Source organism: Halococcus saccharolyticus DSM 5350, assembly GCF_000336915.1.
In the GTDB taxonomy this organism is placed as follows: Archaea; Halobacteriota; Halobacteria; order Halobacteriales; family Halococcaceae; genus Halococcus; species Halococcus saccharolyticus.
Genome location: NZ_AOMD01000033.1, coordinates 95,815 through 113,304, shown reverse-complemented (window position 1 = coordinate 113,304; position 17,490 = coordinate 95,815). Strand labels below are relative to the sequence as shown.

General features: G+C 65.4%; 16 protein-coding genes. 9 read left to right on the top strand and 7 right to left on the bottom strand.

Annotated elements, in window-relative coordinates:
• Window positions 1–78: 78 nt before the first annotated feature.
• From C449_RS16250 to C449_RS16225, 6 genes are read right to left on the bottom strand one after another with little or no spacing between them, the layout of a single operon-like run.
• Window positions 79–1,266, bottom strand: coding sequence for a cation:proton antiporter (locus C449_RS16250; RefSeq protein ID WP_006079138.1), 1,188 nt, complete (start codon window positions 1,264–1,266; stop codon window positions 79–81).
• Window positions 1,267–1,791, bottom strand: a complete 525-nt coding sequence (locus tag C449_RS16245) for a cation:proton antiporter regulatory subunit (RefSeq protein ID WP_006079137.1) — start codon at window positions 1,789–1,791, stop codon at window positions 1,267–1,269.
• Window positions 1,788–2,387 (bottom strand): hypothetical protein, encoded by a 600-nt coding sequence (locus C449_RS16240; protein ID WP_006079136.1) that lies wholly within the window; start codon window positions 2,385–2,387, stop codon window positions 1,788–1,790. The genes C449_RS16245 and C449_RS16240 overlap by 4 nt, the downstream gene beginning before the upstream one ends.
• Window positions 2,387–4,198, bottom strand: coding sequence for a glycine--tRNA ligase (gene glyS, locus C449_RS16235; RefSeq protein WP_006079135.1), 1,812 nt, complete (start codon window positions 4,196–4,198; stop codon window positions 2,387–2,389). The genes C449_RS16240 and glyS overlap by 1 nt, the downstream gene beginning before the upstream one ends.
• On the bottom strand, window positions 4,185–5,042 hold the full coding sequence (locus C449_RS16230) for a CBS domain-containing protein (protein WP_006079134.1): 858 nt from the start codon (window positions 5,040–5,042) through the stop codon (window positions 4,185–4,187). Before C449_RS16230 ends, glyS begins: the two co-directional genes overlap by 14 nt.
• 48 nt (window positions 5,043–5,090) lie before the next feature.
• Complete coding sequence (locus tag C449_RS16225) at window positions 5,091–5,624, bottom strand: DUF7529 family protein (protein WP_006079133.1); 534 nt, start codon at window positions 5,622–5,624, stop codon at window positions 5,091–5,093.
• Between the two features lie 200 nt (window positions 5,625–5,824).
• On the opposite strand from C449_RS16225, the gene C449_RS16220 reads away from it, so the two are divergent.
• The 7 genes from C449_RS16220 (at window position 5,825) to C449_RS18425 (ending at window position 13,791) form a co-directional block, all read left to right on the top strand.
• Window positions 5,825–7,741, top strand: a complete 1,917-nt coding sequence (locus C449_RS16220; protein WP_006079132.1) for an ABC transporter substrate-binding protein — start codon at window positions 5,825–5,827, stop codon at window positions 7,739–7,741.
• 249 nt (window positions 7,742–7,990) lie between these two features.
• The gene (locus C449_RS16215; RefSeq protein WP_006079131.1) at window positions 7,991–9,004 is read left to right on the top strand and encodes an ABC transporter permease; all 1,014 of its coding nucleotides are present in this window, start codon (window positions 7,991–7,993) and stop codon (window positions 9,002–9,004) included.
• Between the two features lie 3 nt (window positions 9,005–9,007).
• A complete protein-coding gene (locus C449_RS16210) occupies window positions 9,008–10,408 on the top strand; it encodes an ABC transporter permease (protein ID WP_006079130.1) in 1,401 nt (466 codons plus the stop codon).
• The gene (locus tag C449_RS16205) at window positions 10,405–11,634 is read left to right on the top strand and encodes an ABC transporter ATP-binding protein (protein ID WP_006079129.1); all 1,230 of its coding nucleotides are present in this window, start codon (window positions 10,405–10,407) and stop codon (window positions 11,632–11,634) included. Before C449_RS16210 ends, C449_RS16205 begins: the two co-directional genes overlap by 4 nt.
• Window positions 11,631–12,971, top strand: coding sequence for an ABC transporter ATP-binding protein (locus C449_RS16200; RefSeq protein WP_006079128.1), 1,341 nt, complete (start codon window positions 11,631–11,633; stop codon window positions 12,969–12,971). The genes C449_RS16205 and C449_RS16200 overlap by 4 nt, the downstream gene beginning before the upstream one ends.
• On the top strand, window positions 12,968–13,435 hold the full coding sequence (locus C449_RS16195; RefSeq protein WP_006079127.1) for a DUF7555 family protein: 468 nt from the start codon (window positions 12,968–12,970) through the stop codon (window positions 13,433–13,435). The genes C449_RS16200 and C449_RS16195 overlap by 4 nt, the downstream gene beginning before the upstream one ends.
• Before the next feature lie 185 nt (window positions 13,436–13,620).
• Entirely contained in the window at window positions 13,621–13,791 is a 171-nt protein-coding gene (locus tag C449_RS18425) for a DUF7556 family protein (RefSeq protein ID WP_006079126.1), read from the top strand.
• Between the two features lie 45 nt (window positions 13,792–13,836).
• Here the strand turns inward: C449_RS18425 and C449_RS16190 are convergent, their stop codons facing one another.
• Window positions 13,837–14,346 carry a 2'-5' RNA ligase family protein gene (locus C449_RS16190; RefSeq protein ID WP_049914401.1) on the bottom strand — a complete coding sequence of 170 codons (510 nt, stop codon included), beginning with the start codon at window positions 14,344–14,346 and terminating at the stop codon, window positions 13,837–13,839.
• A gap of 306 nt (window positions 14,347–14,652) precedes the next feature.
• On the opposite strand from C449_RS16190, the gene C449_RS16185 reads away from it, so the two are divergent.
• Window positions 14,653–15,951 (top strand): argininosuccinate synthase, encoded by a 1,299-nt coding sequence (locus C449_RS16185; RefSeq protein ID WP_006079124.1) that lies wholly within the window; start codon window positions 14,653–14,655, stop codon window positions 15,949–15,951.
• A 1-nt stretch (window position 15,952) separates the two neighbouring features.
• A complete protein-coding gene (argH, locus tag C449_RS16180) occupies window positions 15,953–17,398 on the top strand; it encodes an argininosuccinate lyase (protein ID WP_006079123.1) in 1,446 nt (481 codons plus the stop codon).
• Window positions 17,399–17,490 lie beyond the last annotated feature (92 nt).

Sequence of the window (17,490 nt, the reverse complement as noted above, 5' to 3'; positions counted from 1 at the left end):
GTCATCGACCGTCTCGATCTCCAACACAGTAGAACTCCTCTCGGAGACATCTCCAGCGGAGCGACGGATCGAGCGCCATCAGCCGGGAAGAACAGGTTCAAGCAGCCGTTCGACGGTCCCTGCGGAATCCATCAGGGTCGTGCCAAGCACACTCATGACGAGGACGTAACCCACGGCAAATGCCGGTACCGTCTCAGTCAGCACCGGTCCGGTGCCCTGGGTCGCCGCGAGCGCCGCGATGATAAGCGAGAACTCCCCGCGGGTAACGAGGCTGCACGCGACCCGGACCGACCGACGGTCGTCGAGATCATACAGCCGTCCCCCATAGTACCCCGAGACGAACTTCGCCGGGGCAGTGAGAACGACTGCCAACGCGAGCGGAACGGCAACTCCCACGACGAGGCGCGGATCGGTCCGGAGCCCGATCCAGAAGAAGAAGACGGCCGCGAACACGTCCCGGAGCGGGACGAGCAGCGTTTCGAGCCGGTGGACGTGGTCGGTCGAACTGAACCCCATCCCAACGAAAAAGGCCGCAACCGCCTCGCTCGCCCCGATCGCGAGCGCCGCACCCGCGATGAGTACCGCCAGCGCCACCGCCCGAAGAACGAACAGCTCGTTCGAGCGGATGGCGAGCATGCGCTCGAACCACCCGCCGCCGACGGCCACCGCGAGCACCAAGGCGAGGAAGAAGCCGGCCACGACCGCGACGTCCACGAGCGCTGCACCGAGGTCGGCGGTCCCACCGAGCAGTGCCGCCAGAAGCGCGAGGTAGACTGCGATGGCGAGATCCTCGAACACGAGCGTCCCGAGCACGGGTTCGCTCTCGGCGTTCGCGATCCACCCCAGGTCGATCAGCGACTTCGTGATCACTGCACTAGAGGAGATGTAGACGATCCCGCCGAGCACGACCGCCTCGATCGGCGTCCAGCCGAGCGCGAGACCGAGCCCGACGCCGACCGGGAAGTTCACCACGATGTCGAGCAGTCCCACCCTCGTCATCCGGTCGCCGCTCGCGAGCAACTGCTCGAACGAGAACTCGAGTCCGAGGAAAAAGAGGAGGAAGACGATCCCGAGCTCCGCGAGGACGGTGATGACCTCGCGGTCCTCGATGGCGGGCAAGCCGAGTGTACCAAGCACGAAGGGGTTGACTACGAGGCCGGCGAGGATGTAAAACGGGATGACCGACTGACCGAGCGCTCGGGCGAGCGAGCCCGCGAGCGCGATCGCGGCGAAGGCCGCGCCGAGTTCGAGCAGGAGCGTCGCCATCTACGTCGCGTCCGGGTCGTCCGGATCGTCGTCGAGGGTGCGGTCGCCGGCGGCGAGATCGTGGAGCCGGCGACAAGCGTCCCGCGAGCCGAGCACCACGAGCGTGTCGTCGGTTCCGATCTCGGTGTCCGGTCCGGGGTTGGTGATCGTCTCCTCACCGCGCTGGATCGCGACGACCGAGACGCCGATTTCCTCGCGAAGTCGCGTCTCCGCGAGCGTGCCGCCAACGAAGGGCGATTCCGGGCCGACGTTCACCCACTCGATGAGCGCATCGTCGGAGAGCACGGTCTCGATGGAATCGGTCCGGATGGGCTGGAAATACGCGCCTTCGAGAATAGTACCGACCTGGCGAGCCAGTCGGTCGGAGAGGTCGAACAGCTTTTCGGCGTCCGCGTCAGGCTCGGGACGGACGAACACCTCACGCCGGCCCGTGTTGTGGATCACGACGACCAGCCGGCGCTCGCCATCGAGTTCGACTTCGAACTTCTTGCCGACGCCGGGGAGGTCGGTCTCATAGACAGTCATATGAGACCTCCGATACCGAGGGGCAAAACGGTGTGGAGAGGAACGCGGAGTCCGACCGCGATCGCCACCGCCGCGGCGATCGGGATCGTGAGATTGTCGTCGATCACGTACCCCCGAACGACGGGTTTCACTCCATCGGCGATCGTCGCAGCGATCGCCCCCGAAACGGCAGGGATAGCCGGAACGAACGGGATCGCGATGGCGAAACAGATCGAGAAGGTGATCGCGAGCACCGACGCCTGCTTCGCGGTCCGAAGCTCGCCCGAGCCGAGCAGGCCGCTGATCGGGTCCGCGATCGTCAGCATCAGGATTGCGGGGAGCGCGACCCGCGGTTCGAACACGAACGCGACCGCGGTCGCACCGATCATGTAGAGCGCGTAGCCAGCGAGATTGTCCTGTTCGTACTCCCGGGTGAGCGTGTCGTACAGTCGCCAATCGAGGCCGATGAACAGTCGGACGGCTTCGAGACAGAGCGCGACGACAGCCCCCGCGAGAATCAGCCACCGGAACTGCCGATACGTCACGAAATCGGCGAGATACGCCGCCGGGAGGAGAGTGCCGCTGACGTGAACCGCGCGCCGCCCGACCTCGCTCATCAGGTGTCGAACGGTTCGCCCGCCCGGAACGCCGCGAGCCGGGACGGCAGCTCCTCGATCGCGACCCGCTTTTGTGCTGTGGAATCGCGTTCACGCACCGTCACCGTCCCCTCCTCCAAGGACTCGTAATCGACCGTGACGCAGTAGGGCGTCCCGACCTCGTCCTGCCGGCGGTACCGCCGGCCGATGTTGCCCGAGTCGTCGTAGGTCACTGCAAGGCCCGCTTCACGCAGATCGGCCGCAACCGCCCGCGCGCGCTCGCCCAATCCATCCTTGTCCATCAGCGGGAACACGCCGACGAACGTGGGTGCGAGTTCGTCGGGCAGCGCGAGGTAGCTCCGCGATTCGCCCTCGACCTCGTCCTCGCGGTAGGCGTGATCGAGGACGGTGTAGAGCACGCGTCCGATGCCGAACGCCGGTTCGATGACGTTCGGGGTGACGTGCTCGCCGGTTTCCGTCTCCTCACGAACTGCAAAACCGGTCGCCTCGGTTGGCACGGTGTGGGTCTCACCGTCGACTTCGACCGCGACCTCGCTCCCCTCGAACGCCGACGGGTCGCGCGCAGCGAGCGCCGCGAGTTCGTCGGCGACGTCGCCGGCCGCACCCCCGAACTCCGGTCCGAGAACGCTCATATCGGGATCGATCGAGGGCCGTTCGGTCGTTCGTGGCTCGTCGTAGGCTTTGAACACCGAGTAGTCCTCGTCGGAGTAGGTATCGTGTTTCGAGAGGTCGTACGCGCCACGGTCGGCGAATCCGGTGATCTCGATCCAGTTGCCGTCGATCTCGGCCTCGGCGTCCCAGCAGTCGCTGGCGTAGTGAGAAAGTTCGCCGGGAAGGTGCTGGCGATACCGGAACCGGTCCATGTCGACGCCCATCCGGTCGTACCACTTCCGCGCGATCCCGAGATAGTACGCCACCCACTCGCTCGTGATCGTTCCGTCGGCGAGCGCCTCGCCGATCGTCGTCCACGTAACGTCGCCGTCGTCCTCCCCGTCCTGAGTGGCCGCCGAGTACAGCGGTACCGAGACGTCTTCGACCCGCTCGATCGGGGGCTCGTCGGATTCGGGATCGACGAAGTGTTCGAGTTCGGCCATCGTGAACTCCCGGACACGGATCAACGACCGCCGGGGGCTGATCTCGTTGCGGTAGCCCCGACCGATCTGGGCGACGCCGAAGGGGAGCTGGTTGCGCGCGTATTCGGCGAGCCGGGGGAACTCCACGAACATTCCCTGGGCGGTCTCGGGTCGGAGGTAGCCGGGTGACGACGAGCCCGGCCCGATGTTGGTCTCGAACATCAGGTTGAACGCGTCGACCGACTCGTCAGCGAGCGCCGTGCCGCACGAGGGACACGCGATCGCGTGTTCGGCGATGAGGTCGGCGACACGCTCGGTATCGAGGGATTCGGCCTCCTCGATATCGGTGTTGTCCTCGACGAGATGATCGGCACGATGAGTCGCCCCACACTCGGGACACTCCACGATCATGTCGTCGAACGTGTCAAGGTGGCCCGACGCCTCGAACACCGCTTCGGGGGTCACCGTGGGCGAGTCGATCTCCATGTGGCCCTCACGGGTTACGAACCGGTCGCGCCACGCGGCTTCGAGGTTGCGCTTCAGCGCCGCACCTTCGGGACCGTAGGTGTAGAAGCCGCTGGTGCCGCCGTAGGCTTCGTTCGCGGGGAAGAAGAAGCCGCGGCGTTTCGCGAGCTCGACCACCGTCCCGGCGTCGGCGGCCCCTGACGCCCCGCTGGCAGCCTCCGCGTCGTCCTTCGCGCCGTCGGCCGCATCGCGCGGAGCGTCAGGATCGGTCATACAGGTTCTCCAGCAGGTTCGCGTCCCGGACGACGCCGACGAGTTCGCCGCCGCTCACGAGCGGGATCTGCTCGATGTCGTGAGTGAGCATCGCCTGGGCGACCTCGCGTGCGGGCTGAGTCTTCCCGACGGTGACGACGTCGCTCGTCATGAACTCCCGGACGGGTTCGGCGGGGATTTCGACGTTTCGGGTCGGGAGATACCGGTTACCGACCGCTTTGATTCCCTCCCACATCCACTCGTCGTCCTGGTTCGCGATCGATTCGCCGGTGTCGGCCTCGCCCTCGACGATGCGTGCGACGTCGAGGATGTCGACCTCGGTCAGGACGCCGCACATCTCGGTGTCGTCGCCGAGCACCACCGCGTAGGGAACGTCGGCGTAGGAGATTTCGCGTTCGGCCACCGTGAGCGGCGTGTCGACGTAGACCGTGTTCACCGTTCGAGAGGCGAGGTCGCCGACCTCGGTGTCGCCCGCCACCTCGCCCTCGGCGATCGCGCGGATCACGTCGGTGATGGTGACGATTCCCTCCAGCCGGCCGTCGACGACGGGCACTCGGCGCGCGCCCTCGGTAACCATCAGGTGGGCGGCGTCCTCGATCGCCGTGTCGGCGGTCGTGGTGGGGCCGTTCTCGGCGAGCAGCGCGAGCTGGTCCTCGTCGGGACGTTCGATCAGCGTCTGGCGCGAGACCAGCCCACGGAACGTCTCCTCGCCGTCCTCGTCTTTCACGACGGGGACCGAGGAAAACTCGCGTTCCTGGAGGTATTCGAGCGCGTCGTCGCGCGTGCCCGGCAACGAGACGGTGACGAGCGCGTCGCGGGGCGTCATCGCATCGGCGACGTTCATGATGAACCCACTGGGCCGCCCGCCTACTAAGTCGTTACACTTTCGTGTTCAGTCGTCTCGTGGAACGGCGTCGGCTCCCGGGAAGAACTTCTCGGGATCGTCGTGACGGAACGACCCCAACTGCGTGCCGTCGAGCGTCTGGACGTGAGTGTACATCTCGTCGGCCTCGCTCGCCGCTTGTGCGAGCTCCGTCGAGAGGTGGCGCTCGAACGACCCGGCGAGCAGGATGGCGGTCTCGCTGGCTGGATCGAGGAGAACGGTCACGAGGAACACCCGACCGGCAGCCTCGTTCCGGAACACGTCGTACCGCGGGAACTCGCCGGCGGCGTGGGCCTCGGTGAACGCCTCGGCCCGGTTGTCCGGGATCACGTGGGCCAGGCCGAACCGGTTCTCGTCGCCGGCCTCGGGTGGTTCGGGTGCGGTGTCACCCGCCGAAATCGTGAGCGTATCCCATCCCTCGTCCTCGTATTCGGAGGCAAGGGCCTTCATGTCCTCGCGCGTCGCCGCCCACGCGTCCTTGAGCGCAGCGGTGTCGGCGTCGAACGCCTCGGTGTGGTCGGTGTCGGGACCGATCTCGGGCATAGCGGTAGCTGAGGCATCCACGTGGTAAAACCCATTGCTCGGCTGGAACAAGCATACGGTGTCGACCACACTCACGGTGAATGAAGACATTTCTCATGGAGATTCCGGTGCTTGACCCACGACTGTGGGCCGAATTTGCCATATTAATCCATCGGTAACGACAAAGCTTATCACAACACACCCGAATTGCCCGATGGACTATGGACGAATCCGACCTGTCACGCCGTCGTTTCCTCCAAGCAACCGGTGGTGCGGCCGCCGCAGCCGCCCTCGCAGGATGTTCGGGCGGTGGCGGTGGTGGCGACAACGGAAGCGGAAGCGGAAGTGGCAACGGCAGTGGTGGTGGCAGCGGCAACGAAAGCAGCCCCGCCGAGACCAACGAGAGCGCGGGAGGCAACGCGAGCGAGGACGCCAACGCGTCCGGCAACCAATCGAGCCAAGACCCGATGGAAGGGGGGCCCGGGGAGACCGATCGGACCGTCCAGGATTACAGCGGGACGATGACCACCTTCGACCCGGTTGCGGCCACCGACGAGACTTCCGGGTACGTGGTCATGAACGTCTTCGACGCGCTGACGAACTACCCCGACGCGACGACAACCGTCGAGAACCTACTTGCTTCGGAGTACGAGACCTCGAACGGCGACAAGACCTACACCTTCACGCTCAAAGAGGGTGTCACGTTCAGCAACGGCGACACCCTCACCGCGTCGGACTTCGTGTACTCGTTCGAACGCCTCGCCGCCTCGTCGAACTCCAAGCGGGCGGGCTTCATCCTCGGCGACCTCGGTGTCAAACACGAGACCGACAGCGAGGACAGCTACCAGCCGGGATCGATGGCCGTGAGCGCCGAGGATGAGCGGACGCTCACTATAGAGCTCACCCAGGCGAACCCGGCGGCGCTACAGATCCTCGCCTATGCCGCTTTCTCCGCGGTGCCGGAAGGGATCGTCGGCGACATCGAGGGATCCAGCGGCGAAATGGAGTACAGCGAGTTCGCGTCGTCGAACCCCATCGGGGCGGGGCCGTACACCCTCGAAACGTACAACAGCGGCACCGAAGCAGAGATCGCCGCACGCGACGACTACCACGGTGAAGGGCCGATGACCGCCGGCACTCACTGGCAGATCATCTCGAAGTCCCCCGCGCAGTACGCCTACACCGTCACGAACCAGAACTCCGACTTCCCGGCAGTCCCCACCGCACAGTACAGCCAGAACAAGCTCTCTGCCGAGGGAACGGACGACGCCGGTTACGAGTACGGGACCTACCAGCTCGCGAACGGTATCGACGCGGACGTGTACCACACCGAGGAGCTGTCGTGTTTCTACTACGGGTTCAACTGCCGTTCGGTTCCGAAGTACGTCCGGCAAGCGGTCGCGCACGTCAACAACAACCAGGAGGTCATCGATCAGCTCCTAAAGAAACCAGCGAAGGCGGCGTATCACTTCGTTCCGCCGAAGATCTACCCCGGTGGTCGATCGGCCTACGAGGAGCACGCGCAGCAGTACCCCTACGGGTACCAGCAGACTCAGATCGAGGAGGCTCGCCAGATCATGGAGGAGAACGGCCACGGGCCGAACAACCCCTACGAGTTCACCATGACCTCCTACCCGGACGCGATCGTCAAGCGCACCCTGAACCTGCTGCGTGACAAGCTTCGCCAGGCTCACATCAACATGAGCATCAAGCAGACCACGTTCTCGACGCTGGTCGAGCAGGCCTACAGCGGGAACACCGAAGGGTACACGCTCGGGTGGATCGCCGACTGGCCGCAGCCGACGAACTTCCTGAAGCTCCTCTACCCGCCATCGACCGACACGTCGAGCAGCGGCAACGTCAGCGGACTGAACTGGATGGACACCGATGCGGCGAACAGTGCGGCGTCGGCGTGGGAGAAAATCCAGAACAACCCGACTGAATCGGGCCAGCAAGCACGTAACCAAGCAGTCGTGTCGATGCTTGAGGCCGTCTGGGAGGACGTCCCGATGATCACGACCAGACACTCCGTCGCCCAACACATGGAGTATCCGTGGCTCTACAAGCCCCGGACCGGTGCGATGGGACCGTCGCGGATCAAGCACAACACGTTCCAGGTCGGCGAGCGCCAGTCGTAATCGAGACCGCGCTGGCCCCGATCCGCCCTGAACGGCGTTTCGACGTCGGGACCGGCGTTCGCAGGGAATTCCGCAATACTACCGCCAATAGCTTCATAGCGACGTGCCGACGACGTTCACAGTAATGGAATACAGCACACGAGAGCATCACGGAGGACACCGAGACGGGACACAGGCGTGGCGACGCCACGGGAAGAGCCACCAGTCCCGGAGCGGTGCTGAACGACGACCGCAACGAGGAATCGAGTTATGAGCAGGCTGACGTACTTCGCCAAGCGGATCGCGCTGATGGTGCCGGTCCTCGTCTTCGGCACATCGCTGACGTACATCATCCTGTACGCCGGCCCGATCAACCCCGCGGTGGCGATCGCCGGAGCGAACGCGCCCGCGGATCAGATCCGGGCGATCGAACAGCAGCTCGGACTCACCAAGCCGCTGTGGGCACAGTACATCGACTTCATGATCAACATGTTCACGTTCGATCTCGGACAGTCGTGGGTCATCAGCCCGAACACGGACGTGTCGGCGGTCATCGCCCAGCGCTTCCCCCGGACGGTCTGGCTCGGGTTCTGGGCGATCCTGATCCCACTGTTCATCGGCATCCCGCTCGGGTTCTACGCGGGCCTCAATCCGAACTCGTGGGGCGATTACGCCGCCTCGCTCGGCGGAATCGTCTGGCGCGCTGCCCCCAACTTCTGGCTCGCGGTCATCCTGCTGTTGGGGCTGTCGAACTCGGAGCAGTACCTGTTCGGCTTCAACTGGAAGACGTTCATCGTTGACACCCCACAGCTCATCGGCGCGCCGCCGCTCAACAACCTCACCAACCCGACCGAGTTCCTCAAAGCACTCAAGCGGATCCTGCCCGCGTCGTTCGTACTCGGCTCGGCATCGCTGGGGAACGAACTCCGAATCGGTCGGACCGCGATGTTGGAGACCAAAAACTCGAACTACGTCGAGATGGCGCGAGCGAAAGGCGTGAGCGACCGCCTGCTGGTCTGGAAACACATGTTCCGGAACGCGCTCATCCCGTTGGTTCCGGTGATCACGGCCGAAGCGACGATTCTTCTTGGTGGGTCACTGATCGTTGAAGAGGTGTTCTCGATCAACGGGATCGGACGGCTGTTCTATCAGGCGATCATCAACGGTGACATCCCGCTCGCGGCGGCGCTGGCGTTCATCTTCGTGTTGTTGTTGGTCATCATTAATATCATGCAAGACTTCCTGTACACGGTTCTCGACCCGCGTGTCAGCTTCGAGGAATAATCTATGAGTCAGGAACTCACCCAAGAGGACGAAGGGATCGTTACCCGGCTTCGGGCGAATCCACGGCCGGCGCTCATCTGGCTGCTCGGCGCACTCGCGTTGGTCGCCGTCGAGTTCGGCGCACTGGTTCACCTCGTCACGAGCACCCTCCCGTGGACCGGAACGATCGAACTACCGACGCTGCTCAGCCGGGAGCTGATCCCGAACGCGGGCTATCAGCTCCCGAGCGGGGCGTGGGAGGAAACGTTCCTCGGGCTCGCGCCAGCATACGCGTGGGCGCTGCGCGTCGGACTCGTGTTCGCGTACGCGTTCGCGTGGCTCGCGTGGCTCTGGTACGGCTATCTCACGTTCCGCCGGCACTACCGATTCGCCAACTGGACGCCGACCGACGATCGGATCGACCGGCTTCGCGACCATCGGTGGGGGCAGTTCGGCTTCATCGTCGTGGTCGTGTTCGTCGTGCTCGCGATGTTCGCGCCGGCGCTCGGTCCGACGACCCTCGACAAGAACATCATCAACCCCTACGGTCACGAAGTACAGTACTTCGACGAAGACGTCGGTGAAGTGACCACTGCTTCGGTCGGCACGGCGAACCTCGCCTCGCAGTCGACCGGAACGCCGGGGCAGAACTACGGCCTGGGTAGTTACGACGAATACGATCGATTCCACCCACTAGGGACGATCACGAACGGCAAGGACATGTTTACCGAGATGGTGTATGGGGCGCGGGTATCCCTATTCATCGGCCTGTTCGCCATGGGACTGGCGTGTACGATCGCAATGGCGCTCGCGCTGGTGTCTGCGTACTACAAAGGGATCACCGACCTCATCATCGTCGTGACCAGCGACGGGTTCGCGTCGCTGCCGTTCTTGCTGATCCTCATCATGCTCGGGCAGGTACTCCGATCGACATGGATCGCCAACCTCTATAACGGTGCCTTCCTGATCGCGTTGCTGTTGGGCATCTTCAGATGGCCGAGCCTCTGGCGGACAGTGCGTGGTCCCGCGTTCCAGACGGTCGAAAACGAGTGGGTCGACGCGGCACGGAGCTACGGCCAGACGCCGATCACGCTGATGCGAAAACACGTCGCGCCGTACGTCGTTAGCTATCTGCTCATCTACGCGTCGCTCGGCCTCGGCGGCGTCATCATCGTCGCCTCGGCGCTGTCGTACCTCGGTCTCGGCGTCACCGCGCCGACCCCGGAGTGGGGACGCCTCGTGGCGCTCGGCCAGCAGTACGTCCCGACGGCCTCGTGGCACATCTCCATCATCCCGGGACTCGCGATCGTGCTGGTCGTGACCGGGTTCAACGCGCTCGGTGACGGGATCCGCGACGCGCTCGATCCCGAAAGCGAAAGCGAGAGCGGGGGCGGAGAAGCCGCCGCTGCCGGAGGTGGCGCATGAGTCAGCACACCGCGATGGCGTCGCGGACGAGCGAAGACACAATCCTGTCGGTTGAGGACCTCACGACCGCCTTCTTCACCGACAAGGAGACGATCTACGCCGTCGATGGCGCGAGTTTCGACCTCCGTCGGGGCGAGACGATCGGGATCGTCGGCGAGAGCGGCTCCGGCAAGAGCGTCACCGCACGCTCGGTCATGGGACTGGTCGAGTCGCCGGGACGCATCCTCGACGGGAGTTCGATCAAGTACCGCAACCCCGAAACCGTCGAACGCCTCGCCGACCAGTTTTCCGGGGAAGTCACGTACCGTGACGGCGACGGCGAGCCCGAGGGTGATGGTTGTATCGTCCTCGACGACGGCGAGGGCACGACCCGCGGCTACGTCGACCTCGCACGCGCCCCCCAAAAGGTCGTCAAGCGGATCAGGGGTGGCGACATCGCCATGATCTTCCAGGACCCGCTGAGCAGCCTCAATCCCGTCTACACCGTTGGCAACCAGATCAAGGAGGCACTCAATCTCCACCGGGATCTCGGTGGACGCAATGTGACCGACGAGGCCGCGGAGCTGCTCGAAGCCGTCGGGATCCCCGACGCACGGATGGCGCTGAAGGAGTACCCCCACCAGTTCTCGGGCGGCCAACGCCAGCGGATCGTGATCGCGATGGCCTTGGCCTGCGATCCCGAGGTGCTGATCTGTGACGAGCCAACCACCGCACTCGACGTCACGATCCAGGCCCAGATCCTCGATCTGCTCGACGACCTCCAGCGCGAACGCGATCTCGGGATCGTGTTCATCACTCACGATATGGGGGTGATCTCGGAGATCTCCGACCGCGTGAACGTGATGTACGCCGGCGAGATCGTCGAGACCGCGCCGGCGGAGACGCTGTTCACCGACCCCGCCCACCCCTACACCCGGGGACTCCTCGAAAGCATTCCGGGCCGGAATCCCGGTGCCGATCGGCTCACCACCATCGAGGGCGACGTGCCGACCCCGAACCAGCCCGCGACCGATTGTCGGTTCGCGCCCCGGTGTCCCGAGCAGTTCGACGCCTGTACGCAGGTCCATCCCGAATCGGTCTCGGTTACCGAGTCTGCGACCGACCACACCACGGCCTGTCTGCTGTACCCCGACGACCGCTCGCGCGAGGACGCGGTCGCCCTCCACGAGCACCGTGGGCGCGGGGAAACGGACGACGAACCCGTACGAACGGAGGCACAACGATGAGTCAGGAGATCACTGCAACCGACGAACGGCAGCGCTCGGACGCCCTCGTCGAGGTCGACGGGCTGAAGACCTACTACGAGAGTGGCGGGGTCTTCGGCGGCGATCCGGTCAAGGCCGTCGACGACGTGAGTTTCGATATCCGTCGTGGCGAGACCCTCGGCCTCGTCGGCGAATCGGGCTGTGGGAAAACCACGCTCGGCCGAACGCTCGTCCGGCTCGAAAGTGCCACCGCCGGCGACGTCAGTTACGACGGCACCGACATCACGACGCTGTCGGGGAGCGATCTCAAGGAGTGGCGGTCGAACGCCCAGATGGTGTTTCAGGATCCCGATTCGAGCCTGAACGACCGGATGACCGTCGGCGAGATCATCCGCGAACCGCTCGACGTCCACGCCCGGGGCACGCGGCGCGAACGCCGCCAACGGGTACAGGAACTGCTCGAAACCGTTGGACTCCAACAGCAACACTACTATCGGTATCCGCATCAGTTCTCGGGCGGCCAGCGCCAGCGGATCGGGATCGCGCGTGCGCTCGCGCTCGAACCCGACTTCGTGGTGCTCGACGAGCCCGTGAGCGCGTTGGATGCGTCGGTCCAGGCGAAGATCCTGAATCTCTTGGAGGACCTCCAGGACGATCTCGGGCTCACCTACCTGTTCATCGCCCACGACCTCTCGGTGGTACGACACATCTGTGATCGGGTCGCGGTGATGTATCTTGGGAACATCATGGAGATCGGGCCGAGCGAGGAGCTGTTCGCCGATCCGGCGAACCCCTACACCCACTCGCTGCTGTCGGCGATTCCGGACACCGATCCGACGACGCAGATGGAAGACCGGATCACGCTCCGTGGGACGCCACCCAGCCCGCGCAATCCTCCCGACGGGTGTCCGTTCACCACGCGCTGTCCGGCGAAGATCCGGCCCGAGAAGTACGCAGATATCGACGACGACGTCTGGGAGCGTATCGAGGTGTTCCGTGAGGTCCTCCGCGAACGGGCGCGTGCCGATCGGTCGCTGTCCGAGCGTGCGAAGGAGATCCTCGGAATGGAGACGCGCTTTTCGGATCTCGACGAGGTCGAGGCCGAAACGTTCGACGACGTCGACGTTCCTGCTGGCGTCCAAACCGAGCTCGATCGCGCCGCCGAACTCGCCCACGAGGGAAGCGAGAGCGACGCGCGCGAACATCTGCGCGAGACGTTCGGCAGCGAGTGTGATCTCGAAGCACCGACACACCACGAGGTGAGCGAAGCGGGTCGCCGGAGTCTCTGTCACCGGCACAAATCCGAACACGAGAGCCCCGCGGCGTTCTTCGAGGGACACTCCGTCGGCGATCGATGAACGACGACCACCCCCGTCGGGGGTCGGGCGAGGGGACGACGAGGCACGACCAGCCACCGTTGCTGGTGCTCAAGCTGCTCGATCTGTGTCTCTACGGCCTCACGATGGCGGTCGTCATCATCTGTGCCGCAACGGTCGTGAGCTTCGCGCTCGGGGCCGGCTGGGGCGGTAGCAAGTACCTCCTGTTCGTGATCGGTTTCTTGCTGTTCGGAATCGGATCGTTTGGGATGCGCCCGAAGGGAGCCTGGAAGGACGACGACGATGACGATGATGGGGAGTCGCGACGCGTGTCGAGCGACGACGAAACCCGACTCCAGGCGTTCGTCCAGGCAATCCCGCCGCTGCGGTGGTACGAACTCGATCCCGACGACCGGCTCTCGCTCGCCGCGAAGCTGTTCGTCGGGAGCCTGTTCGTGCTCGGCACGTCGTTCGTCATGGAGACGGCGTTCGGCGTCAGGATCTGAGACCAGCGAAGCGCGATCGCTGGAACGGCGTGCCGGACAGTCCTTTTTCACGCACTATCGGTCGGGTAAACTGCGTCGAGCAGCGACCGCCCGATAGGCTCCACAATGATCGGTCGATCGAGAAAACGTGTTCCGATAGCATCGGTTCGACGCGTTTATATTCCGGTGGTATGTACTCACATAGTATGACGCCGGATGCGACCGCCGCGGCGGCACCCGTCGTGGCTGACGACGTCATGGCCTCGGTCGACGATGACGGCAGCGTGGAGCGGTTCGTCATCGCCGACATCTCCCGCGACGACGCGTGGGTCTCGATGCTTCTCGACGAGGCAGCGTCGCTTCCGGACTGGCGATAGCACTTCTCGCGGTCGGAAACGATCACCGCTGGTCGATAACCGCCGTCACGGACGACGTGGGAGCGACAGCGTTCTGACGCGCTCGCCGTGTCGTGCGTCGTGAAGGGCCAGCTCGGTCACGGTCCACTCGATCGGTTCGATCTCGACGGTCGCGAGGTCGCGAGCGCGCTCCGCTGAACCACCACGGGCGAGCGTCACGTGGGGAACGTAGTCGTCGCCTTCGAGGGCGGGGATCGGATCGAACGCCGCGACGAGTCGTCGGTGGAGGTCGTGGAGACCCGGGCTCTCGATCGCGACGTACGCCACCGGGCCAGGCCCGCGAACCGGGGCCTCGAACCAGTCGATTCCCGTCGCACGTGCCTCGACGGCTGGTGCGCCGGCGAGCGCGCGGCGCGCCCGCTCGAACAGTCGATCCGGCGCGGGATCGTCGGCCTCGAAACGCTTGCACACGAGCGTGTGGCGCTCGCGGATGCGGTCGAACCCGACCAGCCGAGGATGGAGCTCGGCGGCGAGACGTTCGATCGCACCGGGGACCGGGACGTTGAGGCTGTACACGACCGAGCTCGACGCGCCGACGAGATGACGGTGACGGTCACGTGGCGTGGTCGCACGGAGTGAGTGGTGCAATCGTTGCCGACCCAGAAGGGTTTAATATCCCCGCCGCCCCAGCAACGGGTACATGACGAGGACACGCCGCACCGGCTTGCTCCGCGCTGCCGGCGCGTCCCTCTCGCTTCGACCGCGACGACCGGGCCGTTAGGCCCGCACAAACCCATTTCTCCGACTCGTTTCGCTCCTCAGCCGCCCACCCGAAGGGTTCCGCTGGGCGAATTCACGACGACACCGTACAACGACGACACCATGACACCCCCAACCGAATCCACAGCCCAATCCACCGATCGCGTCGCGCTCGCCTTCTCCGGCGGGCTCGACACTACCGTCTGCGTCCCGCTGCTGAAAGAAGAGTACGGCTTCGACGAGGTGATCGGCGTCACCGTCGACGTCGGCCAGCCCGCCGCGGAGTTCGCCGAGGCCGAGGAAACCGCGACCGCGCTCGGTCTCGAACACCACGTGGTCGACGCGCGCGAGGCGTTCGCCGCAACCTGTTTCGATTCGGTTCGTGCGAACGCCACCTATCAGGGCTATCCCCTCGGTACTGCGCTCGCGCGCCCCGTGATCGCGCAGGCGATCCTCGACGTCGCGCTCGCCCAGGACTGTGCGGCGCTCGCCCACGGCTGCACCGGCAAGGGCAACGATCAGCTCCGCTTCGAAACCGTGTGGCGCAGCTCGGATCTCGACGTGATCGCGCCCGTTCGCGAACTCGGGCTGACCCGTGAGTTCGAACAGGAGTACGCCGCCGAGCGCGACCTCCCTGTCGAGGGCGGCGACGGGGGCGCGTGGAGCATCGATACGAATCTCTGGAGTCGCTCGGTCGAGGGCAGCGAACTCGAAGAGCCGAGCTACGTCCCCCCCGAGGACATCTACGACTGGACCCAGCCACCCGGGAACGAAAGCGAACTGCTCGACATCGAATTCGAGGACGGATATCCAGTCGCGCTCAATGGTGAGGAGTTCGAGCCGATCGCGCTCATCGAACACCTCAACGAAGTCGCGGGCGCACACGGCGTCGGGCGCACCGACGTGATGGAAGACCGGATGCTCGGGCTCAAAGTCCGCGAGAACTACGAGCACCCCGCAGCCACCGTGCTCCTCAACGCCCACGAGGCGCTCGAATCGCTCGTCCTCACCAAGGAAGAGCGGAGTTTCAAAAAGCAGATCGATCACGAGTGGGCGGAGAAAGCCTACGAGGGACTGCTCGCCGCACCGCTGGTCGACGCACTCGAAGGCTTCATTGCATCGACTCAGGAGCGCGTCACCGGCACCGTCACCGTGAAACTCGAAGGCGGCCAGGCCCGCCCAGTCGGTCGCGAGAGCGAGTACGGCGTGTACTCCGCGTCGGCAGCCTCGTTCAACACCGCGGACGTCGGCGGCGGTATCGAGCAAGCCGACGCCACGGGCGTCGCGAAGTACCACGGCTTCCAATCGCGTCTCGCGGGAAGCGTCATCGCGGCCGCGAACGAGCCGACAGCGCCCGTCGCCGATGGCGGGACGACGGCCGAGACCGAGAACGGAGCGACGGCGGACGACGGGGACGAGTGAAATGAACGGAGAGGACGGCGACGTGATCCGACGCGATCGGTTCAGTGGCGGCCCTGCTCGCGCGTTCCTCTCCTCGATGGATCACGACGAGCGGCTGTTCGCTGCGGACCTCGCGGTCGACCGCGCGCACGTAGTGATGCTCGCCGAACAGGGCATCGTCGACGAGGAGAGCGCAGGCGCGATCCTCGACGCGCTCGCCGACGTCGAAGCGACGGGCTACGACGCGCTCGACGGCGAGGACATCCACGCCGCGATCGAGACCGCGGTGATCGAGCACGTCGGCGAGTCGGGTGGCCGGATGCACACCGCCCGCAGTCGGAACGACGAGGTGGCGACGTGCATCCGGTATCGGTTGCGCGAGGAGCTGCTCGACACGATCGAGGCGACGCTCGTCCTCCGCGAGGCGCTCGTCGAGGCGGCACGCGAGCACGTCGAAACGGTAATGCCCGGCTACACGCACCGCCAGGCAGCCCAGCCGACCACCGTCGCGCACTTCCTGTGCTCGTACGCGCAGGCGCTCGAACGCGACACGGATCGCCTAGTCACGGCGTACGACCGGACGAACCGCTCGCCACTCGGTGCGGCGGCCTTTGCGGGCACGCCGTTCGACATCGACCGCGAGCGGACCGCCGATCTGCTGGGGTTCGATAGCGTACTCGGCAATTCGATGGACGCGGTCTCGACCCGGGATTTCCTCGTCGAGGCGGCGAGTGGTTGGTCGGCACTCGCACTGACGCTCTCGGGCCTTGCGACCGACCTGATCGAGTTCGCGGCGGACGAGTATGTAGAAATTCACGACGACTACGCTTCGACCTCCTCGATCATGCCCCAGAAGAAAAACCCCGACACGCTCGAACTCGTCCGCGCGGCGGCCGGGAACGCGAGCGCGGGGTTGAACGGCCTCCTGACGACACTGAAGGGGTTGCCTCGGGCGTACAATCGCGATCTTCAGGAAGCGACCCCCCACGCGTGGGCCGCCGTCGACGCGGTCACCCCTGCGACGGAGGTTGCTGCGGGCGCGGTCGCGACCGCGACGTGGAACGAGGACGCGCTCACCGCGGCGGCCGGCGACGGCTTTGCGACCGCGACCGGCGTCGCCGACCTGCTCGCGGCGAACGGCGTGCCGTTCCGGACGGCGCACGAGATATTAGCCGAGGCTGCCGAGCAGGGGGCCGATTATGCTGCTATCGAGGCGGCCACCGATGCGGTGCTCGACCAATCGCTCTCGGCGGTCGTCGAGCGCGAGGCGATCGAGGACGCGCTCGATCCCGCGGCGAGCGTGACGAGTCGCGACTCGGTCGGCGGGCCCGCACCCGAGGCGGTCGAGGCGGCGCTCGACGAGGCGTGGGCGGCGATCGAGGCCGATAGGGAGCGCCGCGACGACCGGCGCGATCGGCTCGACACGGCCGCCGCAACGCTCGAACGGGAGGTGAGTGAGTATCGTTGAGCGACCGCCCCCGCGAGGGGGACGAATTCATCTCGCCGGCGGCGGCGAAACGCGCGAAACACTCGATTTCGGCCCCGAGAGGCCACAGTACG

Excerpts from the sequence above, each read along its gene's own strand:
- C449_RS16230 (WP_006079134.1), bottom strand. The coding sequence starts at position 5,042 with ATGAACGTCGCCGATGCGATGACGCCCCGCGACGCGCTCGTCACCGTC.
- argH (WP_006079123.1), top strand. The coding sequence starts at position 15,953 with ATGAACGGAGAGGACGGCGACGTGATCCGACGCGATCGGTTCAGTGGC.
- C449_RS16215 (WP_006079131.1), top strand. The coding sequence starts at position 7,991 with ATGAGCAGGCTGACGTACTTCGCCAAGCGGATCGCGCTGATGGTGCCG.
- C449_RS16225 (WP_006079133.1), bottom strand. The coding sequence starts at position 5,624 with ATGCCCGAGATCGGTCCCGACACCGACCACACCGAGGCGTTCGACGCC.
- C449_RS16185 (WP_006079124.1), top strand. The coding sequence starts at position 14,653 with ATGACACCCCCAACCGAATCCACAGCCCAATCCACCGATCGCGTCGCG.
- C449_RS16240 (WP_006079136.1), bottom strand. The coding sequence starts at position 2,387 with ATGAGCGAGGTCGGGCGGCGCGCGGTTCACGTCAGCGGCACTCTCCTC.
- glyS (WP_006079135.1), bottom strand. The coding sequence starts at position 4,198 with ATGACCGATCCTGACGCTCCGCGCGATGCGGCCGACGGCGCGAAGGAC.
- C449_RS16220 (WP_006079132.1), top strand. The coding sequence starts at position 5,825 with ATGGACGAATCCGACCTGTCACGCCGTCGTTTCCTCCAAGCAACCGGT.
- C449_RS16245 (WP_006079137.1), bottom strand. The coding sequence starts at position 1,791 with ATGACTGTCTATGAGACCGACCTCCCCGGCGTCGGCAAGAAGTTCGAA.
- C449_RS16210 (WP_006079130.1), top strand. The coding sequence starts at position 9,008 with ATGAGTCAGGAACTCACCCAAGAGGACGAAGGGATCGTTACCCGGCTT.
- C449_RS16200 (WP_006079128.1), top strand. The coding sequence starts at position 11,631 with ATGAGTCAGGAGATCACTGCAACCGACGAACGGCAGCGCTCGGACGCC.
- C449_RS16250 (WP_006079138.1), bottom strand. The coding sequence starts at position 1,266 with ATGGCGACGCTCCTGCTCGAACTCGGCGCGGCCTTCGCCGCGATCGCG.
- C449_RS18425 (WP_006079126.1), top strand. The coding sequence starts at position 13,621 with ATGACGCCGGATGCGACCGCCGCGGCGGCACCCGTCGTGGCTGACGAC.
- C449_RS16195 (WP_006079127.1), top strand. The coding sequence starts at position 12,968 with ATGAACGACGACCACCCCCGTCGGGGGTCGGGCGAGGGGACGACGAGG.
- C449_RS16205 (WP_006079129.1), top strand. The coding sequence starts at position 10,405 with ATGAGTCAGCACACCGCGATGGCGTCGCGGACGAGCGAAGACACAATC.